This is a genomic window from Chromobacterium subtsugae (assembly GCF_035919665.1).
Classification (GTDB): Bacteria; Pseudomonadota; Gammaproteobacteria; order Burkholderiales; family Chromobacteriaceae; genus Chromobacterium; species Chromobacterium subtsugae.
The window spans coordinates 3,324,340-3,350,866 of the sequence record NZ_CP142381.1; the positions used below are offsets into that span (position 1 = coordinate 3,324,340).

Annotated in this window: 26 protein-coding genes; 20 read left to right on the plus strand and 6 right to left on the minus strand. The window is 65.8% G+C overall.

Translation table 11 applies throughout. The features are described 5' to 3' along the window. Window positions 1–67 precede the first annotated feature (67 nt). Entirely contained in the window at window positions 68–1,756 is a 1,689-nt protein-coding gene (locus tag U6115_RS15960) for an AMP-binding protein (RefSeq protein WP_043577734.1), read from the minus strand. Between the two features lie 117 nt (window positions 1,757–1,873). Here U6115_RS15960 and U6115_RS15965 point away from each other — a divergent pair, with 117 nt between their 5' ends. Then, window positions 1,874–2,266, plus strand: a complete 393-nt coding sequence (locus U6115_RS15965; protein WP_043577736.1) for a MerR family transcriptional regulator — start codon at window positions 1,874–1,876, stop codon at window positions 2,264–2,266. A 66-nt stretch (window positions 2,267–2,332) separates the two neighbouring features. Next, window positions 2,333–2,860 (plus strand): GNAT family N-acetyltransferase, encoded by a 528-nt coding sequence (locus U6115_RS15970; protein ID WP_047237539.1) that lies wholly within the window; start codon window positions 2,333–2,335, stop codon window positions 2,858–2,860. A 6-nt stretch (window positions 2,861–2,866) separates the two neighbouring features. On the opposite strand, the gene U6115_RS15975 is transcribed toward U6115_RS15970, so the two are convergent. Continuing rightward, window positions 2,867–3,745, minus strand: coding sequence for an EamA family transporter (locus U6115_RS15975; protein WP_043577738.1), 879 nt, complete (start codon window positions 3,743–3,745; stop codon window positions 2,867–2,869). 111 nt (window positions 3,746–3,856) lie between these two features. Here U6115_RS15975 and U6115_RS15980 point away from each other — a divergent pair, with 111 nt between their 5' ends. Further along, window positions 3,857–4,384, plus strand: coding sequence for a MarR family winged helix-turn-helix transcriptional regulator (locus U6115_RS15980; RefSeq protein ID WP_043577749.1), 528 nt, complete (start codon window positions 3,857–3,859; stop codon window positions 4,382–4,384). 75 nt (window positions 4,385–4,459) lie between these two features. On the opposite strand, the gene U6115_RS15985 is transcribed toward U6115_RS15980, so the two are convergent. Next, complete coding sequence (locus U6115_RS15985; RefSeq protein ID WP_052258181.1) at window positions 4,460–5,902, minus strand: M4 family metallopeptidase; 1,443 nt, start codon at window positions 5,900–5,902, stop codon at window positions 4,460–4,462. A 22-nt stretch (window positions 5,903–5,924) separates the two neighbouring features. On the opposite strand from U6115_RS15985, the gene U6115_RS15990 reads away from it, so the two are divergent. The 3 genes from U6115_RS15990 to U6115_RS16000 are packed head-to-tail and all read left to right on the plus strand — an operon-like array spanning window position 5,925 to window position 8,763. Further along, window positions 5,925–6,206, plus strand: coding sequence for a hypothetical protein (locus tag U6115_RS15990; protein ID WP_146008470.1), 282 nt, complete (start codon window positions 5,925–5,927; stop codon window positions 6,204–6,206). Then, entirely contained in the window at window positions 6,184–6,795 is a 612-nt protein-coding gene (locus tag U6115_RS15995) for a glutathione S-transferase family protein (RefSeq protein WP_043577752.1), read from the plus strand. The genes U6115_RS15990 and U6115_RS15995 overlap by 23 nt, the downstream gene beginning before the upstream one ends. 15 nt (window positions 6,796–6,810) lie before the next feature. Then, on the plus strand, window positions 6,811–8,763 hold the full coding sequence (locus U6115_RS16000; protein ID WP_043578093.1) for a pyridoxamine 5'-phosphate oxidase family protein: 1,953 nt from the start codon (window positions 6,811–6,813) through the stop codon (window positions 8,761–8,763). Here the strand turns inward: U6115_RS16000 and U6115_RS16005 are convergent. Continuing rightward, the gene (locus U6115_RS16005) at window positions 8,753–9,652 is read right to left on the minus strand and encodes a LysR family transcriptional regulator (protein WP_043577755.1); all 900 of its coding nucleotides are present in this window, start codon (window positions 9,650–9,652) and stop codon (window positions 8,753–8,755) included. The two genes, U6115_RS16000 and U6115_RS16005, sit on opposite strands and share 11 nt — an antisense overlap. A gap of 117 nt (window positions 9,653–9,769) precedes the next feature. Here U6115_RS16005 and U6115_RS16010 point away from each other — a divergent pair, with 117 nt between their 5' ends. From U6115_RS16010 to U6115_RS16020, 3 genes are all read left to right on the plus strand, one after another. Further along, window positions 9,770–10,312 carry a carboxymuconolactone decarboxylase family protein gene (locus tag U6115_RS16010; protein WP_043577758.1) on the plus strand — a complete coding sequence of 181 codons (543 nt, stop codon included), beginning with the start codon at window positions 9,770–9,772 and terminating at the stop codon, window positions 10,310–10,312. Between the two features lie 176 nt (window positions 10,313–10,488). Beyond that, on the plus strand, window positions 10,489–12,141 hold the full coding sequence (locus tag U6115_RS16015) for a LytS/YhcK type 5TM receptor domain-containing protein (RefSeq protein WP_230623410.1): 1,653 nt from the start codon (window positions 10,489–10,491) through the stop codon (window positions 12,139–12,141). After that, on the plus strand, window positions 12,135–12,881 hold the full coding sequence (locus U6115_RS16020; RefSeq protein WP_043577762.1) for a LytR/AlgR family response regulator transcription factor: 747 nt from the start codon (window positions 12,135–12,137) through the stop codon (window positions 12,879–12,881). Before U6115_RS16015 ends, U6115_RS16020 begins: the two co-directional genes overlap by 7 nt. On the opposite strand, the gene U6115_RS16025 is transcribed toward U6115_RS16020, so the two are convergent. Next, window positions 12,859–13,257, minus strand: coding sequence for a GIY-YIG nuclease family protein (locus U6115_RS16025; protein ID WP_146008469.1), 399 nt, complete (start codon window positions 13,255–13,257; stop codon window positions 12,859–12,861). The two genes, U6115_RS16020 and U6115_RS16025, sit on opposite strands and share 23 nt — an antisense overlap. Window positions 13,258–13,440: 183 nt before the next feature. On the opposite strand from U6115_RS16025, the gene U6115_RS16030 reads away from it, so the two are divergent. Then, on the plus strand, window positions 13,441–14,664 hold the full coding sequence (locus tag U6115_RS16030; RefSeq protein WP_043577765.1) for an MFS transporter: 1,224 nt from the start codon (window positions 13,441–13,443) through the stop codon (window positions 14,662–14,664). Window positions 14,665–15,100: 436 nt separating this feature from the next. Here the strand turns inward: U6115_RS16030 and U6115_RS16035 are convergent, their stop codons facing one another. After that, window positions 15,101–15,547 carry a YaiI/YqxD family protein gene (locus U6115_RS16035; RefSeq protein WP_043578095.1) on the minus strand — a complete coding sequence of 149 codons (447 nt, stop codon included), beginning with the start codon at window positions 15,545–15,547 and terminating at the stop codon, window positions 15,101–15,103. A 105-nt stretch (window positions 15,548–15,652) separates the two neighbouring features. Between U6115_RS16035 and U6115_RS16040 the strand changes: the two genes are divergently transcribed. From U6115_RS16040 to U6115_RS16085, 10 genes are all read left to right on the plus strand, one after another. Next, window positions 15,653–16,123 carry an NUDIX hydrolase gene (locus U6115_RS16040; RefSeq protein WP_043577769.1) on the plus strand — a complete coding sequence of 157 codons (471 nt, stop codon included), beginning with the start codon at window positions 15,653–15,655 and terminating at the stop codon, window positions 16,121–16,123. Between the two features lie 121 nt (window positions 16,124–16,244). After that, window positions 16,245–17,414, plus strand: coding sequence for an isovaleryl-CoA dehydrogenase (locus U6115_RS16045; protein WP_043577771.1), 1,170 nt, complete (start codon window positions 16,245–16,247; stop codon window positions 17,412–17,414). Between the two features lie 130 nt (window positions 17,415–17,544). Next, window positions 17,545–17,889 carry a nuclear transport factor 2 family protein gene (locus U6115_RS16050; protein WP_043577774.1) on the plus strand — a complete coding sequence of 115 codons (345 nt, stop codon included), beginning with the start codon at window positions 17,545–17,547 and terminating at the stop codon, window positions 17,887–17,889. A gap of 13 nt (window positions 17,890–17,902) precedes the next feature. After that, window positions 17,903–19,501, plus strand: a complete 1,599-nt coding sequence (locus U6115_RS16055; RefSeq protein WP_043577777.1) for a carboxyl transferase domain-containing protein — start codon at window positions 17,903–17,905, stop codon at window positions 19,499–19,501. Between the two features lie 7 nt (window positions 19,502–19,508). Further along, the gene (locus U6115_RS16060) at window positions 19,509–20,300 is read left to right on the plus strand and encodes an enoyl-CoA hydratase/isomerase family protein (RefSeq protein ID WP_230623411.1); all 792 of its coding nucleotides are present in this window, start codon (window positions 19,509–19,511) and stop codon (window positions 20,298–20,300) included. A gap of 134 nt (window positions 20,301–20,434) precedes the next feature. Continuing rightward, on the plus strand, window positions 20,435–22,390 hold the full coding sequence (locus U6115_RS16065) for an acetyl/propionyl/methylcrotonyl-CoA carboxylase subunit alpha (protein ID WP_043577784.1): 1,956 nt from the start codon (window positions 20,435–20,437) through the stop codon (window positions 22,388–22,390). Window positions 22,391–22,424: 34 nt separating this feature from the next. Then, window positions 22,425–22,907 (plus strand): tetratricopeptide repeat protein, encoded by a 483-nt coding sequence (locus tag U6115_RS16070; RefSeq protein WP_047237704.1) that lies wholly within the window; start codon window positions 22,425–22,427, stop codon window positions 22,905–22,907. Between the two features lie 23 nt (window positions 22,908–22,930). After that, window positions 22,931–23,464 (plus strand): GyrI-like domain-containing protein, encoded by a 534-nt coding sequence (locus tag U6115_RS16075; protein WP_043577793.1) that lies wholly within the window; start codon window positions 22,931–22,933, stop codon window positions 23,462–23,464. Further along, window positions 23,452–24,345, plus strand: a complete 894-nt coding sequence (locus U6115_RS16080; RefSeq protein WP_043577796.1) for a hydroxymethylglutaryl-CoA lyase — start codon at window positions 23,452–23,454, stop codon at window positions 24,343–24,345. The genes U6115_RS16075 and U6115_RS16080 overlap by 13 nt, the downstream gene beginning before the upstream one ends. Before the next feature lie 62 nt (window positions 24,346–24,407). After that, the gene (locus U6115_RS16085) at window positions 24,408–26,369 is read left to right on the plus strand and encodes an acetoacetate--CoA ligase (protein WP_043577799.1); all 1,962 of its coding nucleotides are present in this window, start codon (window positions 24,408–24,410) and stop codon (window positions 26,367–26,369) included. Window positions 26,370–26,527: the final 158 nt, after the last annotated feature.

The window sequence follows — 26,527 nt, forward strand, 5'->3', positions numbered from 1 at the left end:
GGTCTGGGCGCATTGTAAGCCAAAAGCGCGCTTCTGGCCGGCATTTCGCTGCCTGGACGGTCTGGAATCAGGCTGTTTTGACATCCGGCAAACCCAGCTTTTCCAGCATTTGCCGCCGCATCAGATACTTCTGCACCTTGCCGGTGACCGTCATCGGAAAGCCATCGACAAACTCGATGTAACGCGGAATCTTGTAATGAGCGATCTCGCCCTGGCAAAAGGCGAGGATCTCCTCCTCGGTCGCGGTTTCGCCGTCGCGCAGCCGTATCCACACGCACAGCTCCTCGCCGTAGCGCGCGTCCGGCACGCCTATCGCCTGCACGTCCTGGATCTTGGGATGGCGGTAGAGGAACTCCTCCACTTCGCGCGGATAGATGTTTTCGCCGCCGCGGATCACCATGTCCTTGACCCGGCCGACGATGTTGACCAAACCATCGTCGCGCATGATCGCCAGATCGCCGCTGTGCATCCAGCCTTCCGCATCGATGGCGGCGCGCGTCATGTCCGGATCGTCCCAATAGCCCAGCATCACCGAGTAGCCGCGCACGCACAACTCGCCGCGCTGGCCGCGCGGCGCGACGCGCCCCTCGGCGTCCACTATCTTCACCTCCACATGCGGATGAACGCCGCCCACCGTGCTCACCCTTTGCTCCAGCGGGCTGTCGGCGGCGCTTTGCAGGCTGACCGGGCTGGTTTCGGTCATGCCGTAGCAGATGGTCACCTCGGCCATGTGCAGCTGCGACAACACCCGCTTCATCACCTCCACCGGGCAGGGGCTGCCGGCCATGATGCCGGTGCGCAGGCTGGACAGCTCGAATTCGGCGAAGCGCGGGTGGTCCAGCAGCGAAATGAACATGGTCGGCACGCCGTGCAAGGCGGTGCAGCGCTCCTCGGCAACCGTCTGCAACACCGCCAGCGCGTCGAAACCCTCCGCCGGCAGCACCATCGCCGCGCCGCGGCACAGGCAGCACAGCGTGCCCATCACCATGCCGAAGCAATGGTAGAGCGGCACCGGAATGCACAGCCTGTCGTCGGCGCGCAGCCGCATCGCCGCGCCGACGAACCAGGCGTTGTTGAGAATATTGCGATGCGACAGCGTCGCGCCCTTGGGATGGCCGGTGGTGCCTGAGGTGAACTGGATGTTCGCCGCGTCGCCGCACTGCAGCGCCTCGCCCACCGCCTGCAGCGCCGCCAGCTCGGCCGCCGTCGGCTCGGCCAATAGCTCGGAAAACGGCAGGATGCCCGGCAGCGCCTGCTGCCCCATCCGCACTACCCAGCGCAGCTCGGGCACGCGCCCCGCGCGCAGCTCGCCCGGCCTGCAGGCGTCCAGTTCCGGCGCCAGCTGGCGCATCGTCTCCACGTAGTCGCTGCTTTTGAAGCCGGGCGACAGCACCAGCGCGCGGCACTGCACTTTGTTCAGCGCGTACTCCAGCTCGGCGCGGCGGTAGGCCGGGTTGATGTTGACCAGCACCAGGCCGGCCTTGGCGCTGGCGAACTGCATCAGCACCCATTCGGCGCGGTTCTGCGACCAGATGCCTACCCGCTCCCCCGGGGCCAGGCCCAGCCGCAGCAAGCCGCAGGCCAGCCGATCCACCTGCCGCCGCAATTCGGCGTAGCTCCAGCGGATGTCCTGCTGCCGCACGCGCAGCGCCAGCCGGTCGGCATGGCGTTCGCAAGCCTGGTCGAAAAAACGTCCTATGGTCTGTCCCAATAGCGGCTGATCGCTGGCCCCCTGGGCGTAGCTGGCCTGTTGCATCGACGGTTCCCCGTGTCGGTTGCGCGAAGACACAGGTTGACGATTACGTAAACGTAAATCAAGCTTTCATCTGTTGGAGTGGGAAAAACGCTACAATCGCCGCCTGAAGGAAAACATATGAACCAAGCAGAATTTTTCACCATCTCCGATCTGGCGCAAGAATTCGACGTCACCCTGCGCACCATCCGCTTCTACGAAGAACAAGGGCTGATCGAGCCCCAGCGCGAAGGACGCCAGCGTCTGTTCAACCGCCGCGACCGCGCCCGTCTGAAGCTGATCCTGCGCGGCAAGCGCATCGGCCTGTCGCTGGCGGAGATCCGCGAAATCATCGACCTGTACCAATTGGCGCGCGATGAAGCCAGCCAGTCGCAAAAGCTGCTGGATCTGCTCCAGTCCCGCCGCAACCAGCTGGAATCGCAGCGCCATGACATCGACGCGGTGCTGGACGAAATCGGCGCGCTGGAAAACCATTGCCGCAACGTGATCGGCAGCCAGAGCCCAGCCGCCTGATCGACAGCAATATTGCAACGTCATTTCCCATTCCATAAAATGGCCCTCTCAAAGAAGGCCATTGCCATGCCCAATCCCTACACCACCGCATTTTCCCTGCGACACCTGAGCGCCGAGCATATCGAGAATTTCTGGCGCGTCACCGACAGCGTGGCCCGAGAACGGCGCTACCTGGCCTTTCTGGAAATCCCGCAAGCGGCTTCGGCCGAATACGCGCGCAGCCAATTGGCCCGGAAAGCCCCGCACTTGCTGCTGCTGGACGGCAAGCAGGTCGTCGGCTGGTGCGATGTCGCCCCCCAGCACTTTCCCATCTACCAGCATGGCGGCACGCTGGGCATGGGCCTGCTGCCGCGCTACCGCGGCATGGGCCTGGGCGGATGGCTGCTGGACAGCACATTGCAATTGGCCGAGCAGCGCGGCTATCGCCGCCTGGAGCTGACCGTGCATGAAGACAACCTCAACGCGATCAAGCTCTACGAAAGACACGGCTTTCTGCTGGAAGGCCGCAAACGCGAGGCGATCTGCATCGATGGGCGCTACAAGGATGTCTTGATGATGGCGCGGCTGACGCCTACCGCGTCGTCCAAGCCATAAGACCTCTTATTTGGCCGCGGCATTGAGCATGCTCCACTGCACCGCCAGCACGCTGGCCAGCACAATGGCCAGGCCCAGCATCGATTGCGCCGACAAGGCCTGGCCCAGCAAGGCCCAGCCCAGCACCACCGCCGTCAACGGGCTCAGAAGGCCCAGCGATGTCACCGCCACCGCCGACAGGCGGGCGATGCCGCGAAACCACAGCCAGTAGGCGATCAAAGCGCCGAAAACCGTCAAATAGGCATAGCCGCCGATCTGCGCCGCGGTCAAAACCGGCAACGGCGGATCGATGATCCGCGCCAGGGGCAGCAGCATCAGGCCGCCCAGAGTCAGCTGCCAGCCGGTCAAGGCCGCCACCGGCGCCGGCAAACGCCAACGCCGGGTCAGATAGGTGCCGCAGGCCATCGCCACCGCGCCGCCGAACGCCGCCAGCATGCCCAAGCCGTCCCAGCGCGAACCCGGCGACAACAGCAAGGCCGCCATGCCGGCTACGCCGCTCAAGCTGGCCCACAAAGCCAGCCGCGCCGGCTTGCGCTTTTCCACCTGCCAGGCCAGCGCCATCACCAGCAGCGGCTGGCAAGCGCCCACCACCGCGGCCAGTCCGCCGGGAAGACGATAGGCGGCGACAAACAGCAAAGCCTGGAACACGCCGATGTTCAACGCCGACAGCGCCAGCAATTTTCCCCACTGCCCCTTGGCCGGCCGCCAGCCGCCCAGGCAAGCCAGCAGCAAACCGGCGGGCAACACGCGCAGCAAGGCGGCGGTGAAGGGCCGGTCCGGCGGCAGCAACTGGGTGGTGACGATATAGGTAGAACCCCAGATCACCGGCACCATGGCGGTGATCAAGACATCGCTCCACAGAGCGGATGCGCGCCGAAGAGACATGGGCAAGCCTTTCCATTCGATTTATAATCTAGATCAATTAACTTGAATTCAAGATAACATTTACCTTGAATTCAAGGCAAATAAATCTTGAATTCAAGACAAGGAACATGAATGGCCGTACAACGGGAAGGCGATGCGGTAGACAGAATTCTGGCGCAATGGGCCAGGGAAAGACCCGATCTGGACGCCAGCCCGATGGGCGTGATAGGCCGCCTCAACCGCTGCGCGGCGCTGCTGTCGCAACGGATGGACGCGGTGTTCGGACAATACGGGCTGAGCGGCTGGGAGTTCGACATGCTGGCCACGCTGCGGCGCAGCGGCGCGCCCTATTGCCTGGCGCCGACCGAGCTGTTTTCGTCCTTGATGGTGACATCCGGCACCATGACGCACCGGCTGAAAGTGCTGGAAGGAAAAGGCTGGATTTCGCGCGAGGCCAGCGCGCAAGACGCGCGCAGCACGCTGGTGCGGCTGAGCGAAGCCGGCTTCGCCTTGATCGAGCGCGCGCTGGAAGCGCATGTGGCCAATGAGCACGCCATTTTGTCGGCGCTGCGCCCGCGCAGCCTGGACGCGCTGGAAAAACGGCTGGCGGAGCTGCTCGCCGCGCTGGAGGATGCGACGGCGGCCAGCGGCAAAAGATAAATCCGGCGCGGAGCGGCGGATGCAGCCTCGATCCGCCGCCCGCGCCGAATAGCGACAATCAAGCCTGCACGCCGCTCAAGCGGCGCAAACCACCCCCACCTCGGCGAAAGCCTGCGCCACATCCAGCCGGCCGTAGCCGCGCGTTTCCGCGGCGCGGCTCACGCCGCAAGCGGCGCTATTGAAAGTGGCATTCGCCGTCCAGTAAAGCCGGTTGGCGTCGGCAAACACCTCAAACGCCTTGCGGGTGTTCCAGCCCGGACGAGTGGCCAGCAAATAGAACGCCTTGTTGTACACGCCGCTGGCGTAGTGGACGTCCATGCCGTCGCGGTAGTCGCGGGCATGGCCGATCGAGTGTCCGTCGCGCGCCGGGTCGGCGAAATAACGCAACGCGCCGCCCTGCTTGTAGATTTCCGCGCCGACCAGCCAGTCGTTCCGGCCCCGCAGGTAATACTCGGCGGCCTCCCCGGCCATGTCGGAAAACGCCTCGTTGATGGCGCCGGACTGGCCCTGGTAGACCAAGCCGGAATTTTGCTCGGTGAAGCCGTGGTGCACTTCGTGCGCGATCACGTCCAGCACCGTCGGCGGATAGAAGCGGCTGGAGCCATCGCCCAGATTCAGCGCCTGGCCATCCCAGAACGCCGCCTCGGAGCCGTTGCCGTAATGCGCCTTGACGTACAGTTTCTGCCGCAGCGGCGCGGCGCCGAACCAGGCCTTGTGCATTTTCACCACGGCGTTGCCGAAAAAGTGCGCGTCGTTCAAGGGCGAGTACGCGCCGTTGACCGCCTTGTAATCATTGGTGGGGCAGGCGAACTTGAACGGCGCGTCGCCGCGGGTGCCGCCCGCCAGGTTGACGGTCGCCACCTCGCCGCTGTCCATCGCGCAATCGCTGGTGACGATCAAGGGGCCGTAGTCCTTGCCGTAAACGTATTTGCCGGTGCGGGCGTTGCCGCCCGGGCCGCCGGCCTCGGCATGGGCCAGGCCTTCCCAGCGCTGCAGCACCTGGCCGCCATGCGCGTCGATGAAGAAATTGGGCCGGCTGGGGCCGCGGCCGCCTTCCACCACGAAGGAAACCAGGTAGACCAGCTGCGCGACGCCGCTTTCGTTGACGCGCACCCACAGCTCAGCCTTGTCGTTGCGGGTGGGATAGCCGTTCGCCGCCAACGCCTTGGCCTGCGCCAGCGCGGCGTCGCGCTTCACGGTGGGCTGCGCCGAAGCCAGATCGGCCTCTATCCCCGCGATATAACGGCCGCTGTACTGCGCGGGCTGGCCGGGACGCTTATCCTCCACCACCGCCTCGCCCCATACCGGCACGCCCTGGTAGTACTGCTGGTAGCGCGTCACCACCTTGCCGTCGGGAAACTGCGCGCTGCGCTGCGCCTTCAGCCCCGCCTGCTCGATGCCGGGAAACGCCGCCCCGGCCGCCGCCAGATCGAAGCGCTCCGCGGCCCAGGCCGCCCCGCCCATTCCCGCAGCCATGCCGCCGATCAAACCGCCCAATATCGCCTGCCGAATGTTCATCACGGACTCCAAGTAGTCAAACTTGAGTGAAAGTATCTTTTTCTGCCGAAAACAGTGGCACACGATTATGTTTAATGCGGCACAAAAGATCATTCGTGCTTTATATCAGTTGAGATTGCGCATCAATATTGCCGTCAAAACGGAAGCACCTCCTGCCATCCTGCCTGGACGCCGCGCTGGCTTTATTGCAAGCGGCGGAATAATCTATTGTCTTGTTCAGGCATTCTTGAAAAGACCATTTGCTGGCACAGTGACATCGCCCCCCAATACAGGAAACCTCCATGAGCGCCATCCAGCTATATGACTTCCCCCTGTCCGGCCACAGCCATCGCGCGCGGCTGATGCTGTCTCTGCTGGGCCTGGAATACGAAGCCATCCTGGTCAATTTGGCGGCCGGCGAGCACAAGCAGCCGGCATACCTGAAACGCAACCGCTTCGGCCAGGTGCCGGTGCTGGTGGACGGCGACGCCGTCATCGCCGACTCCAACGCCATCCTGGTTTATCTGGCGCGCCGCTACGGCCATGGCGATTGGATCCCTGCCGACCCCGCCGCCGAAGCGCAAGTGCAGCGCTGGCTGTCCGCCGCCGCCGGCCCGCTGGCCTTCGGCGCCGCGCAGGCGCGGCTGCACAAATGGCGCGGCGTGCCGCTGGACTACCCGCTGGCTGTCAGCCGCGCCGAAGCGCTGCTGCAAGTGATGGAGCAAGAACTGGCGGAACGGCCGTTCCTGGCCGGCCAAGCCGCCACCATCGCCGACGTCGCGCTGTACACCTACACCGCGCACGCGCCGGAAGGCGAAATCCCGCTGGCGCCCTACCCGCATGTGCGCGCCTGGCTGGCCCGCGTCGAGGCGCTGCCCGGCTTCGTGGCGATGCCGGCCAACACCGCAAGCTGAATGGCGTCTAGCGGCATGGCTGAACCCAAAACCCCCAGCCCCTGGCACGCGGGCGAGCTGGAAATGCAGCGCCGCGCCGGCAGCCTGGAGCGGATGGCGGCGGCCGGTCCGCGCAATATCCGCGACCACATGCCGCAGCAGCACCGCGACTTCTTCCCGCAGCTGCCGTTTCTGGCGGCGGCGGCGGTGGACGAGGCCGGCCGCCCCTGGGCCGGACTGATCGAAGGCCAGCCCGGCTTCGCCCGCTCGCCCAACCAGCGCCGGCTGCGGGTGGACAGCCTGCCCAGCCGCGCCGACCCGCTGCGCGACTGCCTGCGGGCCGGCGCGCAGCTGGCGCTCTTGGGCATAGAGCTGCACACCCGCCGCCGCAACCGCCTGAACGGCGCGCTGGCCGAGCTTGACGACGCCGGCTTCACGCTGGCGGCAGAACAATCGTTCGGCAACTGCCCCAAATACATCCAGCTGCGCGAATTCAGCTTCGCCCGCCCGCCCGACGGCCGCATCGCCGGCACCGTGGAATGGATGGACCGGCTGGACGACGACGCCCGCGCCTTCATCGCCGCCGCCGATACTTTCTTCGTCGCCAGCGCGGCGCCCGGCGCAAGCAACTGGCAAGTGGACATCTCCCACCGCGGCGGCAAGCCCGGCTTCGTCCGCGTCGACGGCGACACCCTCACCATCCCGGACTTCGCCGGCAACGGCTACTTCAACACGCTGGGCAATCTGCTGCGGCATCCGCAGGCCGGCCTGCTGTTCATCGATTTTTCCAGCGGCGACACCTTGCAGCTGTGCGGCGGCGCGGAAGTGCTGCCGGAAGACGGGCAAGGCTTCGCCGGCGCCGAGCGGCTATGGCGCGTCACCGCGGAGCGGGTGGTGCGCCGCCGCAACGCGCTGGCCCTGCGCTGGCAGCTGCGGGAGTTTTCGCCATATGCGCTGGCCACCGGCGCCTGGCCGCAAACCGCCGCCCGGCAATGGCTGCCCTTGCGGGTGGCGCGGGTGGTGGAGGAAAGCCCGCAAGTCCGCTCTTTCTATCTGGAGCCGGCGGACGGCAGCCCGCCGCCGCCCTTCGTCCCCGGCCAGCACCTGAGCGTCAAGGTGGCCGGCGTGGACGGGGTCAGGCTGCGCAACTACACGCTGTCGCGGACAGGCGGCTACCGCATCAGCGTCAAACTGCAGGGCAAGGCGTCGGCCCGGCTGCATCAGCTGGCGCCGGGCGACATCGTGGAAGCGCTGCCGCCGCGCGGCGATTTCATGCTGCTGCCGCCGCGGCGCCCCATCGCGCTGCTGGCCGGCGGCATAGGCATCACTCCGTTGCTGGCGATGCTGCACCAACTGGCCGGGCAGCCCGCCGCCATGCCGCCCACCCTGTTGCTTTACGCCACCCGCAGCGTGGCCGAGCGCGCCTTCGACGCCGAGCTGGAACAGCTGCGGCGTCAATCCGCGGGCAAGCTGCGCATTGTGACGGCGGTGAGCCGGCCGGAAACCTCCAGCCGCGCCGGCGTCGACTACCAGCACGCCGGCCGCGCCGACCTCGCGCTGCTGCGCCAATCAGGCGCCGATCTTGATGGCGACTTCTACCTGTGCGGCCCGGCCGGCTTCATGCAGGCGCTGTACGACGAGTTGATCGCAGCCGGCGTGACAGACGCGCGCATCCACGCCGAAGCCTTCGGCCCGGCAGGGCTGAAGCGCGCCGGCTCGGCCACCCAGGCCCTGCCGCCGCCGGCCGATCACGCGGTGCCGGTGCGCTTTGCCGCCTCCGCCATCGACGCCGAGTGGCAACCGGGCCAAAGCCTGCTGGAATTGGCCGAGTCCTGCGGCCTGAATCCGGACTTCAGCTGCCGCGGCGTTCTGCTGTCCGGCGCGGCCACCTATCTGCAGCCCCCCGAGTACGCCGCCCAAGCCGGCGACATCCTGCTGTGCTGCGCCTATCCGGCCGCCGGCGCGGACAAGCTGGAAATCAATCTTTAAGCCGCGGGTCGGCGCGCAGCCGTTCGGCCAGCAGGTCGATGAAGCGGCGCATCCGCGTCGAGCCGTAACGGCTTTCGGCATGGACGATGTGTATCGGCAGCGGCGCGCTCTCGTAGGGCGTCAGCACCCGTTCCAGCTCGCCCGCCGCCAGCGCCTCCGCCACCTGGTAGGACATCACCCGGATCAAGCCGAAGCCGCTCAGCGCCGCGTCTATCGCCGCGTCGTTGCCGCTGACCGTCAGCCGCGGCCTCACCCGCACCCGCCGCTCGCCGTCCGCGCCGAATTTCCACTCCAGCGAGGTCGACGCGGCGGTGGAAGCGATCACCGTGTGCTCCCGCAAATCCTCAGGCGCGGCGGGCGCGCCATGGCGCGCCAGATAGTCCGGCGCCGCGCACACCAGCCGCCTCACCTCGCCCACCTTGAGCGCGCGCAGCGAAGAATCCGGCAAGTGGCCGATGCGCACCGCCGCGTCCAGCCCCTCCTCCATCAGGTTCACCACGTTGTCGCGCAGCTGCGCCGACACCTCCACCAGCGGATGCTGGCGCAAAAAATCCACCACCGCCGGCATCACGTACAGCCGGCCGAACAACACCGGCGCGGTCAGGCGGATCAGGCCGCTCGGCTCGGTGTTGCCCCCCGCCGCCGCATCCTCCGCCTCGGCCACCGCCGCCAGAATGCGGCGCGCGTCGTCCAGATAACGCGCGCCGGCCTCGGTCACCCTGACATAGCGCGTGGTCCGGTTAAGCAGACGCACGCCCAGGCTTTCCTCCAACGCCGCCACCGCGCGCGTCACCGCCGGCGGCGACACTTTCAGCCTGCGCGCCGCGCCGGCGAAACCCTCTTCCTCAGCCACGGCGACGAACACGCTCATCAAGTGGAATCGGTCCATCCGCTATTCCTCATACTGAAATAATCCATTCTAGAAAACAGATATTCTTCCAAAATGAAGAATTTGGCAAAGTACACCCATCGCGGAAACGTTCCGCATCCACCCAGGAGTCTTGCCATGAACCGCATCGCCATTCCCGCCCCCGAACGCATTCCCGCCGCCAGCCAGCCGCTGCTGGCCGCCGTGCAACAACAACTGGGCATGGTGCCCAATCTGATGAAGCTGCTGGCCCACAGCCCTGCCGCGCTGGAAGGCTATCTGTCGCTGAACGGCGCGCTGGGCAAGGGCAGGCTGGGCGCCGCGCTGCGCGAGCGCATCGCGCTGGCGGTAGCCGAATTCAACGGCTGCGACTACTGCCTGTCCGCCCACAGCTATCTGGCCAAACATGTGGCCAGACTCGACGATGACGAAATCGTCGCCGCGCGCGATTTTTCCAGCGCCGACGCCAAACAGGCCGCCGCGCTGCGCTTCGCGCTGAATGTGGCGGAACAGCGCGGCCGCGTGGCCGACGCCGAGCTGGCGGCCTTGCGCGAGGCAGGATTCGATGAGGCGGAAACGCTGGAAATCGTAGCGGTGGTAGCGCTCAATATCCTGACCAACTACGTCAACAACGCCGCCGCCACCGCGGTGGACTTCCCGCTGGTCCAAACCCGCGCGTAAACCCGCCATCGCCGGAGGCCTGCGGGCTTCCGGCCCCGGCATGCCCATGTTCTTTTATTGGCCGTCGGGCTGCTCCCTTCCCCCTCATGCTTTAAAATGACGGCAACCATTCCGTTTTCACCGCTTGCCCAGCCGCCGCCGCGGCTCTGTTTCCGATGATAGAAAACAACCCGAATATGTTGCTGCTCGCGGTGTTCGAGCGCGCGGCGCTGATGCTGATGGCGCTGTTCTTCCTCACCCGCATCCGGCCGTTCCAGGACCTGTTGCGCCAGCAACGCCACACCCCGGCGGAATTGGCCGGCGTGTCGCTGCTGTTCTGCCTGTTCGCCGTGTTCAGCACCTATACCGGCATTCCGGTGGACGGCTCGCTGGTCAATGTCCGCACCATCGCCATCCTGGCCGGCGGCATCTTGTTCGGCCCCTGGGTGGGCATACCGGCAGGCATCGTCTCCGGCCTGCACCGTTATTTGATAGACATCCACGGCTATACCTCGCTGCCCTGCCTGATCTCCAGCATCTGCGCCGGCTTGCTCGCCACCATCATCCATTTCCGCGCCGGCCGCCGCCGGCTGTGGCTGTACGGCGTGGCCGCCGGCATAGCCTGCGAGAGCCTGACCATGGCGCTGATTCTGTGGTTCACCGAGCCGGCCATCGGCCGCGCCATCGTCGGCCATATCGCCTACCCGATGATCACCGGCACCGTATGCATCGGCCTGGTCATCAAGCTGGTGCAAGACCTGGATGACGAAAAGGAGCTGTTGGCGGCGCGCCAGGCCAAGCTGGCGCTGACCATCGCCAACCAGACCCTGCCCTATTTCCAGAACGTGGACCGCGACGCGCTGGTGGAGGTGTGCACGGTGATCCGCAACCACATCGGCGCCGACGCGGTGGCCATCACCGACACCGCCGACGTGCAGGCTTATGTCGGCCTGGGCAAGGACTACTACGAACCGGCCGCCCACTCCGCCATCGGCGAAATCACCCGCCAGGCGGTGCAACAGGACCAGATCATCATCGAGAACAATCTGCAGCGCTACCGGGTGGCCGACTTCCACTCGGTCATCATCATCCCGCTGCGCGAAAACGCCCGCGTCACCGGCACGCTGAAAATCTTCTATCGCAAGAGCGGCGGCATCACCAGTTCGCTGCGCGAGCTGGCCGTCGGCCTGTCGCAGCTGATCTCCACCCAGATGGAGGCGTCGCGGATCAAGCAGCTGCAGGAAATGGCGCGCAAGGCCGAATTCGCCGCGCTGCAAAGCAAGATCAACCCGCACTTCCTGTTCAACGCGCTGAACGCCATCTCGTCGCTGATCCGCATCCAGCCGTCGGAAGCGCGCCAGCTGATCGCCAAGCTGGCCGACTACCTGCGCTACAACCTGTCGCTGGGCGACACGCTGATCGACATCCAGGAAGAGCTGAAGCAGGTGCGCGACTACGTCGCCATCGAGCAGGCGCGCTTCGGCGACAAGTTGAAAGTGGTGTTCGACGTCGACGACGTGCATGTGCGGGTGCCCAGCCTGTTGCTGCAGCCCTTGGTGGAAAACGCCATCCTGCACGGCATCCAGCCGCGCAAGGGGCCGGGCGAGGTGTGCATCGCGGTGAAGCGCGACGGCGCGCGCATCCATGTCTGCGTGCGAGACAGCGGCTACGGCATCAGCCAGGAAGTGATAGACGGCATCGCCGACGGCAAGGTGGAGAGCCGCAGCATCGGGCTGATGAACGTCAACGAGCGGGTGAAGCTTTTGTACGGCGAGGGCCTGCGGCTGACGCGGCTGGAGCCCGGCACCGCGGTATGCTTCGACCTGCCGGCGGAGGAGGCGGCATGCTGAAGGCGCTGATCGTGGAAGACGAATACCTGGCGCGCCAGGAGCTGGCCTACCTGATCCGCGAGCATAGCGGCATCGAGATCCTGGCCAGCGTCGAGGACGGCCTGGAGGCATTCAAGTTTCTGCAGGAAAACGAGGTGGACGTGGTGTTTCTCGACATCCACATCCCGTCGATAGACGGCTTGCTCTTGGCCAAGAACCTGCACAAGACCACCCGTCCGCCGCGCATCGTTTTCGTCACCGCCTACAAGGAATTCGCGGTGGAAGCGTTCGAAGTGGAGGCCTTCGACTACATCCTCAAGCCCTACAACGAACAGCGCATCGCCCACGTGCTGCACAAGCTGGAAGCGCTGGAGCCGGCGCCGCCGCCCGCCGCCGCGGCAAGCGCCCCGGCCGCCGACGCCGCGCCGGCCAGCCGCACCGTCAACCTGGCCAAGGGCGACAGCATCATCGTCACCCCCTGCGATGACATCTACTACGTGGAGGCCGACGAGAAAGTCACCCTAGTCTACACCGCCCGCGACCGCTACGTGATGGCGATGAGCATCAGCGAATTCGTGTCGCGGCTGCCGGCCGACAGCTTCTTCCGCTGCCACCGCTCTTTCTGCGTCAACATCCACAAGATCCGCGAAATCGCGCCGTGGCAGAACAGCACCTACATCATCAAACTGTACGACCTGAAGGCGGAAATCCCGGTCAGCCGCAGCAATATCAAGGCGTTCAGGCAGCTGATGCATCTCTAGCGCTAGGCCATTGAGTCAACAAACAACCCCGCGGCCATTGCTCATTCAACTCACAACCATACTGTTTAATTGCCGTCAGTTCTTCTTCATTAATTCGTGCAAGCTCGACGTTTTTCAATAGCACCAGCCTGATCCGTTGCGACTGCAATACGGCAGCCTGCATGGCTAGATGCACCTTCCTAAAACCATTCGGCTTGCCTCGACGGTACGGCTGGCCGGCCAACAAGCGGCTCACGTTTCGCGCGTAATGCTTCAACGGACGTTTACTTCCTCGGCTCGCCTTCCCAATGTAAAGACGGCCGCCCACATCCCATAAATAAAGCAACGGTCGACTGCCATCCACCCCGTTGCAGTCAAACTCGAACTGAAAGTCCATCCTCCCTCCGTATCAAGATTTTACCGCTTCAGTAGCGTCGCCCATTCAGCCGCATTGTGACTGATGCCCCCCCGATTGCATTTCATTCCCCATCGTCTGCATTTCATTCCCACGCTGCGCCGCCTTTATAAGCGCGGGCTTATAGTCATGCCAACAGTAATGACTTTATAAGCGAGCAGCGCCATGAACGCCTCAAGCAACGCCATCCGCTACCGTACCCTGGCCGGTACCGTCCTCACCCAGTTCGCGCTGGGTTCCGTCTATACCTGGAGCCTGTTCAACGCCCAGCTGTCGCACAAGCTCTCCGAGCCGGTCAGCCAGGTGGCTTTCGCCTTCGGCCTGCTCAGCCTCGCGCTGGCGGTGGCGTCGTCGATGGCCGGCAAATTGCAGGAGCCCTTCGGCGTGCGCAAGGTGGCCATCGCCTCCGGCCTGCTGCTGGGCCTGGGCTTTTACCTGACCTCGCATGCCGGCAGCCTGATCATGCTGTATCTGTGCGCCGGCCTGCTGGTGGGCTTCGCCGACGGCGCCGGCTATCTGATGTCGCTGTCCAACTGCGTGAAATGGTTCCCGGAACGCAAGGGCCTGATCTCGGCCTGCGCCATCGGCGCTTACGGCCTGGGCAGCCTGGGCTTCAAGTTCATCAATCTGGCGCTGCTGTCGCATTTCAGCCTGGAAGCCACCTTCCAGCTGTGGGGCCTGATCGCGATGGCCATGGTGGTGGCAGGCGCCCTGCTGATGACTGACGCGCCGCAACAGCCGGCCGCCGCGCAAACCGGCGGCAGCCGCGACTTCACGCTGGCCGAGGCGATGCGCCAGCCGCAGTACTGGATGCTGGCGCTGATGTTCCTGACCGTGTGCATGAGCGGCCTGTACGTGATCGGCGTGGCCAAGGACATCGGCGAGAGCTTCGTCCACCTGTCGGCCACCACCGCCGCCAACGCCGTGGCCGTGATCGCCGTGGCCAACCTGTCCGGCCGCCTGGTGCTGGGCGTGCTGTCCGACAAGATGCCGCGCATCCGCGTCATCACCATCGCCCAGATCGCCGCGCTGGCCGGCATGCTGACCCTGCTGTTCGCCCCGCTCAACGCCGGCCTGTTCTTCGCCGCCATCGCCTGCATCGCATTCAGCTTCGGCGGCACCATCACCGTCTACCCTTCGCTGGTCAGCGATTTCTTCGGCCTGAACAACCTGACCAAGAACTACGGCGTGATCTACCTGGGCTTCGGCATCGGCAGCATCGTCGGCTCCATCGTGGCCTCGCTGTTCGGCGGCTTCCTCGCCACCTTCCACCTGATTCTGGCGCTGCTGATCGTCGCCCTGCTGTTCTCGCTGACAATACGCCAGCCGGGCGCAGCCCAGGCCGACAAGAAAGAATTCGACGCCGAACCGCATCTGGGCAAGGCCTGAGCCTCTCGCCTCCCAGGCAAGACAAAGCCCCCGGATTCGGGGGCTTTTGCATGAATGGCGGATACCGCTTTGACGATCAATCAATTTGGCGACAACTTATACAAATGCTGTGAAACCGAACCGATGTGCGTCATCCCCATCAGCGCTAGCCGGCTTCGAAGCCATTTCCGAGGTTTTAAGACGCCGGTTGTTCGACGCCGCGCGACGGTAGCGCGTACTGCTGAGCGAATCAGAGATTCGCACGCATGTAGTTCCGGCGGCTTCTTGGAAATGGCTTTGAAGACGGGGTTTCGACGCGCTGTCGGGGCGGCCTGGGGGTGTCGGGGGGCTGGCCGCGCAGCCCCCTGACCCTCCTACTCGGCGGAAGCTGCACCACAAATCATCCCCACTGCGGCCACTACTTGGCATAATGCCCTGCTCAAGCCGGGCTTCCCCCCTAGCGCCGCTTCGCCAGCCAGATGTCCAGCTGGCGGGCGAAAGCCTGCCGGTCCGCCTGGCTCAAAGGCGGCGGTCCCTCGGTCTGCACGCCGCTGGCGCGCAGATTGTCCATGAAATCGCGCATCGTCAGTTGCGCGGCGATGGTTTCCTTGGAAAACGCCTCGCCGCGCCAGTTCAGCGCCTGCGCGCCCTTGGCCAGCACCTCGGACGCCAGCGGAATGTCGCCGGTGATCAGCAAGTCTGTCGGCTCAATGCGGCGGGCGATCTCATTGTCCGCCACGTCAAAACCCTTGGGCACCTGTAGCGCGCGGATGTTCAGCGCCTTCGGCACCGTCAGCAGCTGGTTGGCGACGAACACCAACTCCACCCCGGTGCGCTGCGCCGCGCGGCACAACACTTCCCGTATCACCTTGGGACAGGCGTCAGCGTCTACCCAGATCGTCATGTCGGCTTCTTTCTCTATCAACAGGCCGCCATGATACCTACCCTTGTCGATGACGGGAGAAAGCGCTATGCTGCGCGCCCGCCAAAAATGCCAAGGAGATAGCAAGTGATCAGCGTCGACATAGCCGGCACCCGCTTCAATCTGCGCGCCGCCGCCATCATCGAGCATGAGGGCAAGGTCTTGCTGCACCGCCTGATCCGCGACGATTTCTGGACCCTGCCCGGCGGCCGGGTCGAACCCGATGAAGAAGCGCCCCAAACGGTTGAGCGGGAAATATTTGAAGAGCTGGGCGAAACCGTGCGTTGCGGCGAGATGGTCATGCTGATAGAAAACTTCTTCACTGCGGGCGGCCAGCGCAACCATGAGCTGGGCTTGTATTTCCAGGTCCATCTGGCCGCGGGCTCCGCGCTGCCTAGCCGCGCCACGCCGTTCGCAATCGAAGACGGCGGCGCTCGCCTGGAGTTCGACTGGTTCAGCCGCGAGCAGCTCGGCGAGCTGCGCATCCTGCCGCAGCCCATGAAAGACATGCTGATCAGCGAAGACCGCAGCCTGCGCCATGTGATCAATCGCGAATAAGCGCCCGCCGTGCCCAGTCGGCTCCTCATCATGGCGACATATTGACGCTTACGTAAACGTAAGCGATGATGTGCTCATCAGGCGCCGCCAGCCGCGCCGCACGCCCAACGAGGAGAATTCCATGTACAGCAGCCTGCGCTTCGCCTTCGGCGAGACTTACGACCTCCTGCGCGAATCGGTGCGCGACTTCGCCGATCGCGAAATCGCCCCGCGCGCCGCCGCCATCGACCAGGACAACCTGTTCCCGGCCGATCTGTGGCGCAAGTTCGGCGAGCTGGGCTTGCTCGGCATCACCGTCAGCGAGCAGTACGGCGGCGTGGACATGGGCTACCTCGCCCACATGATCGCGATGGAGGAAATCAGCCGCGCCAGCGCCTCGGTGGGCCTGTCTTACGGCGCGCACTCCAATCTGTGCGTCAACCAAATCTACAAGAACGGCAACGACGCCCAGCGCAGCCGTTACCTGCCCAAGCTGATCTCCGGCGAGCACGTCGGCGCGCTGGCGATGTCCGAACCCAACGCCGGCTCCGACGTGGTCAGCATGAAGCTGAAGGCCGACAAAACCGATGGCGGCTACCTGCTGAACGGCAGCAAGATGTGGATCACCAACGGCGGCGACGCCGACACCCTGGTGGTGTACGCCAAAACCGACGTCAACGCCGGTCCCAAGGGCATCACCGCCTTCATCATTGAAAAGTCGTTCGCTGGCTTCAGCCACGGCAGCAAGCTGGACAAGCTGGGCATGCGCGGCTCCAACACCTACCCGATCTTCTTCGACAACTGTTTCGTGCCGGATGAGAACGTGCTGGGCGGCGAAGGCAATGGCGTGAAAGTGCTGATGAGCGGCCTGGATTACGAGCGCTCGGTGCTGGCCGCCGGCCCGCTGGGCATCATGCAGGCCAGCCTGGACATCGTGGTGCCCTATCTGAACGACCGCAGCCAGTTCGGCCAGCCCATCGGCGACTTCCAGCTGATGCAGGGCAAGCTGGCCGACATGTACGTCAAGCTGTCCGCCAGCCGCGCCTACGTCTATGCCGTGGGCCAGGCGCTGGACCGCGGCGAAACCGGCCGCCAGACCCGCAAAGACGCCGCCGGCGCCATCCTGTACGCGGCCGAGAACGCCACCCAGCTGGCGCTGGACGCCATCCAGTGCCTGGGCGGCAACGGTTACATCAACGAATACGCCACCGGCCGCCTGCTGCGCGACGCCAAGCTGTACGAGATCGGCGCCGGCACCAGCGAGATCCGCCGCTGGCTGATAGGCCGCGAACTGATGGCCGAAACCCGATAAGCATCGTGGCTAAATCGTCCGATACGGCGTTGCGCCGCCTGGCCGTACTATTTGTACTGTCTGCGGCGGCGCGCCTTGTCTCGGACGATTTTTCCAACCATGCCCCGGCCATACCGAGGAAAACCAAAACATGAATGCAGCCGAACGCATCGTCCAGGCCCAGCTGGACGCCTACAACGCCCGCAATCTCGAGGCCTTCGCCGCCTGCTACGCCGAAGACGTCAAGGTCTACCGCCTGCCGTCCATGGCGCTGAGCCTATCCGGCCGCGCCGCGCTGGCCGACCACTACGTCGGCAAGCGCTTCAACCTGCCCAAGCTGCACGCCGCGCTGCTGCACCGCATCGTGCAGGGCAGCCGCGTCATCGACCACGAGGAGGTGACGCTGGACGGCGAAAACCGCTTTCGCGCCGTCGCCATCTACGACATCAACGCCGATGGATTGATAGCAGCCGTCTGGTTCGTCGACGCCGAATGACAAGGTAAACCACATGCCCATCCTCGAATCCAAGCTGTCGCCGCGCGCCGCGGACTTTGTCGCCAACACCGACAAGATGCGCGCGCTGGTGGACGATCTGAAACAGAAAGTCGCCCAGGCGGCGTGGGGCGGCGGCGAAAAAGCCCGCGCCAAGCACACCGCGCGCGGCAAACTGCTGCCGCGCGAGCGCATCGACCTGCTGCTGGACCCCGGCGCCCCCTTCCTGGAGCTGTCCCAGCTAGCCGCCTACAACATGTATGGCGGCGACGCGCCCGGCGCGGGCGTGATCGCCGGCATCGGCCGCATTTCCGGCATCGACTGCCTGATCATCGCCAACGACGCCACGGTCAAGGGCGGCACCTATTACCCGATGACGGTGAAGAAGCATCTGCGCGCGCAGGAAATCGCCCGCGACAACCGCTTGCCCTGCGTCTACCTGGTGGATTCCGGCGGCGCCTTCCTGCCGCTGCAGGACGAGGTATTTCCGGACCGCGACCACTTCGGCCGCATCTTCTACAACCAGGCCAATCTGTCCGCCGCCGGCATTCCGCAGATCGCCGTGGTGATGGGCAGCTGCACCGCCGGCGGCGCCTATGTGCCGGCGATGAGCGACGAAACCGTCATCGTCAAGGAACAGGGCACCATCTTCCTGGGCGGCCCGCCCTTGGTGCGCGCCGCCACCGGCGAGGTGGTCAGCGCCGAGGAATTGGGCGGCGGCGACGTGCACGCCAAAATCTCCGGCGTGGCCGACCACCTGGCGCAAAGCGACGCCCATGCGCTGGCCATCGCCCGCCGCATCGTGTCGGACCTGAACTGGAAGAAACAAGGCGAACTCGACCGCGCCGAGCCCAAACCGCCGCGCTACGCCGCCGAGGAAATCTACGGCGTGATCCCGGCCGATCCGAAAAAGCCGTTCGATGTGCGCGAGATCATCGCCCGGCTGGTGGACGATTCGGACTTCGACGAATTCAAGCAGAACTACGGGACCACATTAATCACGGGCTTTGCCCGTTTGAACGGCTATCGCGTCGGCATCCTCGCCAACAACGGCATCCTGTTCAGCGAATCGGCGCTGAAGGGCGCGCACTTCGTCGAGCTGTGCTGCCAGCGCGGCATTCCGCTGATCTTCCTGCAGAACATCACCGGCTTCATGGTGGGCAAGAAATACGAAAACGGCGGCATCGCCAAGGACGGCGCCAAGCTGGTGACGGCGGTGGCCTGCGCCAAAGTGCCCAAGTTCACCGTGCTGATAGGCGGCAGCTTCGGCGCCGGCAACTACGGCATGTGCGGCCGCGCCTACTCGCCCCGCTTCCTGTGGATGTGGCCGAACAGCCGCATCTCGGTGATGGGCGGCGAACAGGCCGCCGGCGTGCTGGCCCAGGTGAAGAAGGAACAACTGGGCGACGCCTTCACGCCAGAGCAGGAAGAGGCGCTGAAAGCCCCGGTGCGCCAGCAGTACGAGGAACAGGGCCACCCCTACTACGCCAGCGCCCGCTTGTGGGACGACGGCGTGATCGACCCGGCCCAGACCCGCGACGTGCTGGCGCTGGCGCTGGACGCCGCGCTGTCGGCCCCGGTCGAAGCCACGCGCTTCGGCGTGTTCCGGATGTAAGGAGCGGATGATGAGCTACACCACGCTGCAAATCGAGCAAGCCGGCAAGGTAGCCACCGTCTGGCTGAACCGGCCGGAGCTGCACAACGCGCTGAACGAAGTGCTGATCGCCGAGCTGGCCGAGGCGATGCGCCAGCTGAACCGCAAGCAAGACGTCCGCGTGATCGTGCTGGCCGGCCGCGGCAAGAGCTTCTGCGCCGGCGCAGACCTGGACTGGATGCGGCGCGCCGCCGGCTACAGCGAAGCCGAAAACCTGGCCGACGCGCAAAAGCTGGCCGCCATGCTGAAGGCCGTCTACCGCAGCGCCAAGCCGGTGATCGCCCGCATCCACGGCGCGGCGATGGCCGGCGGCACCGGCCTCGCGGCGGTCTGCGACATCGCCATCGCCACCGACGCCGCCAAGTTCGCGCTGACCGAAGTGCGGCTGGGCCTGATACCGGCCACCATCGGCCCCTACGTCGCCGACGCCATCGGCCCGCGCCAGGCGCGGCGCTATTTCCTCTCCGCCGAGCGCATCCCCGCCGGCACCGCGCTGAAGCTGGGGCTGATCCACGAGCTGGTCAGCGAGGAGCTGCTGGACGCGCGCGTGGCCGAAATCGCCGAAGAGCTGGCCAAGGGCGCGCCGGGCGCGCTGCGCGAAGCCAAGCTGTTGCTGGCCGAGCTGCGGGAAGGCTCGCCGTGGGACGACCAATTGCTGGAGCACACCGCCGGCCGCATCGCCTCCATCCGCGCCGGCGACGAGGCGCGCGAGGGGCTGGCGTCGTTCTTCGAGAAACGCGCGCCGAAGTGGCAGGAATAACCAGGACAAAGCCATGTTCAACAAGATACTGATCGCAAACAGAGGCGACCAGCAGCCGCAAGGCTGCGCAGCTGCGAAGCAACATCGCCTGCCGGCGCCCCAGCGCCAGGGCGGTTTCGCCGCGGGAGACCGCCATGTTCAATAAGATACTGATCGCCAACCGCGGCGAAATCGCCTGCCGCGTCATCAAGACCGCCAAGGCCCTGGGCATCGCCACCGTCGCCGTTTACTCGGACGCCGATGCGAACGCCCGCTTCGTCAAGCTGGCCGACGAGGCTTACCGTCTGGGCCCGGCGCCGGCCGCCGAGTCCTATCTGCGCGCCGACCGGATCCTGGCCATCGCCCGGCAGAGCGGCGCCCAGGCGGTGCACCCCGGCTACGGCTTCCTGTCGGAAAACGAAGACTTCGCCGCCGCCTGCGAGGCCGCCGGCATCGCCTTCATCGGCCCGCCGGCCTCGGCCATCGCCGCGATGGGCAGCAAGTCCGCCGCCAAGGCGCTGATGGAGAAAGCCGGCGTGCCGCTGGTGCCCGGCTATCACGGCGATGACCAGGACCCGGCGCTGCTGCAAAACCAGGCCGACGCCATCGGCTACCCGGTGCTGATCAAGGCCAGCAGCGGCGGCGGCGGCAAGGGCATGCGCATCGTGGAAAAGAGCGCAGACTTTTCCGCCTCCCTCGCCTCCTGCCAGCGCGAAGCGCGCGCCAGCTTCGGCGACGACAAGGTGCTGGTGGAGAAATACCTGACCCGCCCGCGCCACGTTGAGATTCAAGTCTTCGCCGACACACTGGGCGGCTGCGTCTACCTGTTCGAGCGCGACTGCTCGGTGCAGCGCCGCCACCAGAAAGTGCTGGAAGAAGCCCCGGCCCCCCACCTGCCGCAAGCCACCCGCGAGGCGATGGGCCAGGCGGCGGTGGCCGCCGCGCGCGCGGTGGGCTATGTCGGCGCCGGCACAGTCGAGTTCATCATGGATGTCGACACCGGCAAGTTCTACTTCATGGAGATGAACACCCGGCTGCAAGTGGAACACCCGGTGACCGAGATGATCACCGGCCAGGACCTGGTGGCCTGGCAGCTGGCCGTCGCCGCCGGCGGCGCGCTGCCGCTGAAGCAAGAGCAGCTGGCCATCCGCGGCCACGCCATCGAGGCCCGCATCTACGCCGAGGACCCGGACAAGGGCTTTCTGCCGTCCACTGGCACGCTGGTCCATCTGGCCACGCCTGCGGAGTCCGCCAATGTGCGCATCGACACCGGCGTCGAGCAAGGCGACGCCATCTCGCCGTTCTACGACCCGATGATCGCCAAGCTGATCGTCTGGGGCGAAACCCGCGAGGCCGCGCTCCGGCAGATGGACGCCGCGCTGGCGCAGTACCAGATCGTCGGCCTGTCCAGCAATGTGTCTTTCCTGCGCCGCATCGTCAACCACCCCAGCTTTGCCGGCGGCCATGTCGATACCGGCCTGATCGCCCGCCACCATGACGAACTGCTGCCGCCGCCCGCCGCGCCGACGGCCCGCCAGTTGGCGCTGCTGGCGCTGGCCGAAGCGCTGGCGGACCAACCGACCTACCCGGCGCCTGCAGGCTGGCGGCTGAATGGCGAGCAGACGCGCCGCTTCAGCTTCCGCCAGGATGAAGAAGAGCATGCGGCGACGCTGCGCCATGCAGCCAATGCTTACGCCGTCGCCGCGAACGGGCAAACATTCGCCGCCCGCGCCAGCCTGCAAGGCCAGCAACTGCGCGCCACGCTGGACGGCGCCGCCATCCACGCCACCGTGGCGCGCCACGGCGCGCAGCGGGTGCTGTTCGCAAACGGCGAACGCCTGGCGCTGGATTGGGTGGATCCCTATGCCTGCGCCGAACTGGGCGTGCACGGCGAAACCCACCTCAAGGCGCCGATGCCGGGCCGGGTGGTGGCGCTGCTGGCCGAGATCGGCAAAAAGGTGGCCAAAGGCTCGCCGTTGTTGATCCTGGAGGCGATGAAGATGGAGCACACCATCACCGCCCCCGGCGATGGCGTGGTGCAGGATTTTTACTTCGCCGCCGGCGAGCAGGTCAATGATGGTGACGAACTGGTGGATTTTGCCGCAGAATGACTTAGTCATTAATGCACAAAAAGGAATCGACACCATGCATATCGCTCTGGAGAAAATTCAGCAATTGCGCGCGCGCGGCGAGCACGACGCCGCTCGCAAACAGGCGCTGGAATTGCTGCAGCACCAGCCACAGCACGCCGATCTGCATTATCTGACCGCCTGCATCCACGATGGCATGGGGCTGGAGGCCGCGGCCATTCCGCATTACCAGCAAGCGCTGGAGCTGGGCCTGAGCGGCGACAACGCCGCCCACGCCTGGCTGGGCCTGGGCAGCAGCCTGCGGGCGCTGGGGCAGTACGCCGACGCGGAAGCCGCCTTGCGCCACGGCCTGCAGCATTTCCCGGACAACTCGGCCTTACAGGCTTTCCTGGCGATGGCCTTGTACAACCGCGGCCAGCACAAGGAAGCCACGCAAAGCCTGCTGCAGCTGCTGGCCGGCACCAGCGGCGACGCCGGCATCCAGAACCATCGGCAAACGCTGCGCTTCTACGCCGAAGACCTGGACCGCGCCTGGTAACGAAACCCAACAAGGAAGCCGGCATGGAAGCTGCCATCATCGACTGCCCCGGCTTGGCGCTGGCGGGCCACAGCATCGCCACCCGCAAGGCGGACGGCGACAATCTGCGCGACATCCCCGCTTTCTGGGCGGACTACGCCGCCCGCCTGCGCCAGCCGCTGCTGGATGCGCTGCGCCTGCCCCATGCCGCGGAGTACGGCGTGGTCTACGATTTCGACCCCGCCGGCGGCGGCTTCCGCTATCTGATCGCCATCGAATGCCCGGACGCGGCCGCCCTGCCTCCCGGCGTCGAACGACGGCGTCTGCCCCCTGCCAGATACGCCGTTTTCACCACCCCGCCGGCCGCCGGCCCCGCCGAGTTCGGCCAGCGCATCGCTCAGACCTGGCAACGCATCTACCAGGACTGGTTGCCTGCTTCCGCCGACTGGCAGCATGCGCCCGGCGATGTCTTTGAGCGCTACGACGGACGCTGCGCGCCAGGCCAGACCCGCCTCCAGATGGACATCTACCTCCCGATTCAGCCCAAGCTGCGCCAAGGAAAACCATGCAACACGTGAAGATTGTGGAAGTCGGCCCGCGCGACGGGCTGCAGAACGAAAAACAGCTGGTGCCGCTGGCCGTCAAGCTGGAACTGATCCGCCGGCTGGCCGACGCCGGCCTCTCCGCCATCGAGGCCGGCGCCTTCGTCTCGCCCAAGTGGGTGCCGCAAATGGCGGACAGCGCCGAAGTGCTCAAGGCTCTGGACCTTGGCGGCGCCGTCGCCTATCCGGTGCTGGTGCCCAACGACCAGGGACTGGACGCCGCGCTGGAGGCCGGCGCGCGCGAGATCGCGGTATTCGGCGCCGCCAGCGAGAGCTTCAGCCGGAAAAACATCAACGCCAGCATCGCCGAAAGCCTGCAGCGCTTCGAATCGGTGATGCGGCGCGCCCAGGCGGAGAAGCTCCGCGTGCGCGGCTACGTGTCCTGCGTGGTGGGCTGCCCCTACGAAGGCCCGATCGCGCCGGCCAAGGTGGCCGAAGTGACGCAAACCCTGCTGGACATGGGTTGCTACGAAGTGTCGCTGGGCGACACCATAGGCGTGGGCACCCCGGCCTCGGTGCACCAGATGCTGGACGCCGTGCTGAAAACCGCGCCGGCCGCGCGGCTGGCCGGGCATTTCCACGACACCTACGGCATGGCCATCGCCAATATCCGCGAAGCCCTCAACGCCGGCATCCGGGTGTTCGACGCCTCGGTCGCCGGCCTGGGCGGCTGCCCGTACGCCAAGGGCGCCTCCGGCAACGTCGCCAGCGAGGACGTCGCCTATCTGCTGCGCGGCGAGGGCTACCACACTGGCATCGATCTGACTAAACTGGTGGCCGCCGCCTGGCACGTCAGCGATGCGCTGGGCAAGCCGCCCGCGTCCAAGCTCGCGCACGCGCTCGGACGCCAGGCCTGATACAAACCGGCGCGCCCGCACAAGCAAGATCAACAACCACGGGCCGCGCCACAGGAGAAACCATGCAAGCAAGCCATCACCCCATCTGGACGCCCTCCGCCGGCCGGCTGGCCGGATGCCATCTCACCGCCTTCGCCAGGCTGGCGCAAACCGCCTGGAACAAGCCCTTGCCCGACTACCACAGCCTGTGGCAGGCCAGCGTGGACGACCCCGGCCGCTTCTGGTCGCTGGTATGGGACTACTGCGGCGTGATCGGCGACAAGGGCGGCGTGGCGCTGGCGGGCGAAGACGATATGCTGACCGCGCGCTTCTTCCCCGAAGCGCGGCTCAACTACGCGGAAAACCTGCTGCGCCGCGACGACGACGCGCTGGCCGTGGTGTTCCGCGGCGAAGACAAGGTGGAGCGCCAGCTAAGCTGGCATGAGCTGAACCAGCTGGTCTCCCGGCTGCAGCAGGCGATGCGCGCCGCCGGCATCACGGCTGGCGACCGCGTGGCCGGTTTCATGCCCAATATGCCGGAAACCCTGGCGGCGATGCTGGCCGCCTCCAGCATAGGCGCGGTCTGGACCAGCGGCTCGCCCGACTTCGGCACCGACGGCGCGCTGGACCGCTTCGGCCAGACCGAGCCCAAAATCCTGTTCTGCCCGGACGGCTACTGGTACAACGGCAAGCAGGTGGACATCCGCGCCAAAATGATCCACCTGGCCGAACACCTGCCCAGCGTGCGCCGCATCGTGGTGGTTCCCTACCTTGGCGACGGCAAAACCTTCGCCGCCGCCGTGCCCAGGGCCGAAACGCTGGACGCCTTCCTCGCCCCCCACCCGGCGCGGGCCGTGGAGTTCGTCCGCCTGCCGTTCAACCACCCGCTGTACATCCTTTACTCCAGCGGCACCACCGGCAAGCCCAAGTGCATCGTCCACGGCGCCGGCGGCACCCTGCTTCAGCATCTGAAGGAGCAGCAGCTGCACGCCGACCTGCACCGCGGCGACCACTTCTTCTACTTCACCACCTGCGGCTGGATGATGTGGAACTGGCTGGTCAGCGGCCTGGCGTCCGGCGCCACGCTGATGCTGTTCGACGGCTCGCCGTTCGCCGACGACGGCCGCGTGCTGTGGGACTACGCCGCCGAACACGGCTTCACCCATTTCGGCACCTCGGCCAAATACATAGACAGCCTGCGCAAAACCGACATCGTGCCGGCGCGCGACTGGCAGCTCCCCAATCTGCGCGCCTTGTTCTCCACCGGCTCGCCTCTGGTGGCGGAAAGCTACGACTGGGTGTACGAAAACATCAAGGCCGACCTCAACCTGGCCTCGATCTCCGGCGGCACCGACATCGTCTCCTGCTTCGCGCTGGGCGCGCCGACGCTGCCGGTGTACCGCGGCGAGCTGCAATGCCGCGGCCTGGGCATGGCGGTGGACATCTACGACGAACAGGGCCGGCCGGTCAGCCAGGAGAAGGGCGAGCTGGTCTGCACCCGCCCCTTCCCCTCCATGCCGATAGGCTTCTGGAACGACGACAGCGGCGAAAAATACCGCCAGGCCTACTTCGGCCGCTTCGCCGGCATCTGGTGCCACGGCGACTACGCCGAGCTGACCGCCCACAACGGCGTCGTCATCTACGGCCGCTCCGACGCGGTATTGAATCCCGGCGGCGTGCGCATCGGCACCGCCGAAATCTACCGCCAGGTGGAGGTTTTCCCGGAAATCCTGGAAAGCCTGGCCGTCGGCCAGAGTTGGCAGGACGACGAGCGGGTGGTGCTGTTCGTCAAGCTGCGCGACGGCGCGGCGCTGGACGAAGACCTGACCGCCCGGATCAAGGCCCAGATCAAGAACGGCGCCAGCCCGCGCCACGTGCCGGCGCGCATCGTGGCGGTGGCGGACATCCCCAAAACCGTCAGCGGCAAGATCGTCGAATTGGCGGTGAAAAACGTCATCCACGGCCGGCCGGTCAGCAATGTCAGCGCGCTGGCCAATCCGGAAGCGCTGAAGCTGTTCGAAAACCTGGGCGAACTGGCCGAATAAACATCGGCGGCATGCCATGAAAAGGACGAGGGCGGCAGCCCTCGTTTTTTTTGGCCGCTCGATAGCCAAGCGCCCGGCCAAACCGCGCCGACGCGACCATTTCATTCCAAAATCCGCCAAATGCGCCAAATCAGGGCGCTATCGGCATGCTTTCAAAC

Excerpts from the sequence above, each read along its gene's own strand:
- U6115_RS15980 (WP_043577749.1), top strand. The coding sequence starts at position 3,857 with ATGGCCGTACAACGGGAAGGCGATGCGGTAGACAGAATTCTGGCGCAA.
- U6115_RS16070 (WP_047237704.1), top strand. The coding sequence starts at position 22,425 with ATGCATATCGCTCTGGAGAAAATTCAGCAATTGCGCGCGCGCGGCGAG.
- U6115_RS15985 (WP_052258181.1), bottom strand. The coding sequence starts at position 5,902 with ATGAACATTCGGCAGGCGATATTGGGCGGTTTGATCGGCGGCATGGCT.
- U6115_RS16060 (WP_230623411.1), top strand. The coding sequence starts at position 19,509 with ATGATGAGCTACACCACGCTGCAAATCGAGCAAGCCGGCAAGGTAGCC.
- U6115_RS16010 (WP_043577758.1), top strand. The coding sequence starts at position 9,770 with ATGAACCGCATCGCCATTCCCGCCCCCGAACGCATTCCCGCCGCCAGC.
- U6115_RS15960 (WP_043577734.1), bottom strand. The coding sequence starts at position 1,756 with ATGCAACAGGCCAGCTACGCCCAGGGGGCCAGCGATCAGCCGCTATTG.
- U6115_RS15965 (WP_043577736.1), top strand. The coding sequence starts at position 1,874 with ATGAACCAAGCAGAATTTTTCACCATCTCCGATCTGGCGCAAGAATTC.
- U6115_RS15975 (WP_043577738.1), bottom strand. The coding sequence starts at position 3,745 with ATGTCTCTTCGGCGCGCATCCGCTCTGTGGAGCGATGTCTTGATCACC.
- U6115_RS16035 (WP_043578095.1), bottom strand. The coding sequence starts at position 15,547 with ATGACGATCTGGGTAGACGCTGACGCCTGTCCCAAGGTGATACGGGAA.
- U6115_RS16075 (WP_043577793.1), top strand. The coding sequence starts at position 22,931 with ATGGAAGCTGCCATCATCGACTGCCCCGGCTTGGCGCTGGCGGGCCAC.
- U6115_RS16020 (WP_043577762.1), top strand. The coding sequence starts at position 12,135 with ATGCTGAAGGCGCTGATCGTGGAAGACGAATACCTGGCGCGCCAGGAG.
- U6115_RS16005 (WP_043577755.1), bottom strand. The coding sequence starts at position 9,652 with ATGGACCGATTCCACTTGATGAGCGTGTTCGTCGCCGTGGCTGAGGAA.
- U6115_RS15970 (WP_047237539.1), top strand. The coding sequence starts at position 2,333 with ATGCCCAATCCCTACACCACCGCATTTTCCCTGCGACACCTGAGCGCC.
- U6115_RS16045 (WP_043577771.1), top strand. The coding sequence starts at position 16,245 with ATGTACAGCAGCCTGCGCTTCGCCTTCGGCGAGACTTACGACCTCCTG.
- U6115_RS16065 (WP_043577784.1), top strand. The coding sequence starts at position 20,435 with ATGTTCAATAAGATACTGATCGCCAACCGCGGCGAAATCGCCTGCCGC.
- U6115_RS16025 (WP_146008469.1), bottom strand. The coding sequence starts at position 13,257 with ATGGACTTTCAGTTCGAGTTTGACTGCAACGGGGTGGATGGCAGTCGA.
- U6115_RS16030 (WP_043577765.1), top strand. The coding sequence starts at position 13,441 with ATGAACGCCTCAAGCAACGCCATCCGCTACCGTACCCTGGCCGGTACC.
- U6115_RS16015 (WP_230623410.1), top strand. The coding sequence starts at position 10,489 with ATGTTGCTGCTCGCGGTGTTCGAGCGCGCGGCGCTGATGCTGATGGCG.
- U6115_RS16055 (WP_043577777.1), top strand. The coding sequence starts at position 17,903 with ATGCCCATCCTCGAATCCAAGCTGTCGCCGCGCGCCGCGGACTTTGTC.
- U6115_RS16085 (WP_043577799.1), top strand. The coding sequence starts at position 24,408 with ATGCAAGCAAGCCATCACCCCATCTGGACGCCCTCCGCCGGCCGGCTG.
- U6115_RS16050 (WP_043577774.1), top strand. The coding sequence starts at position 17,545 with ATGAATGCAGCCGAACGCATCGTCCAGGCCCAGCTGGACGCCTACAAC.
- U6115_RS16080 (WP_043577796.1), top strand. The coding sequence starts at position 23,452 with ATGCAACACGTGAAGATTGTGGAAGTCGGCCCGCGCGACGGGCTGCAG.
- U6115_RS15995 (WP_043577752.1), top strand. The coding sequence starts at position 6,184 with ATGAGCGCCATCCAGCTATATGACTTCCCCCTGTCCGGCCACAGCCAT.
- U6115_RS16000 (WP_043578093.1), top strand. The coding sequence starts at position 6,811 with ATGGCTGAACCCAAAACCCCCAGCCCCTGGCACGCGGGCGAGCTGGAA.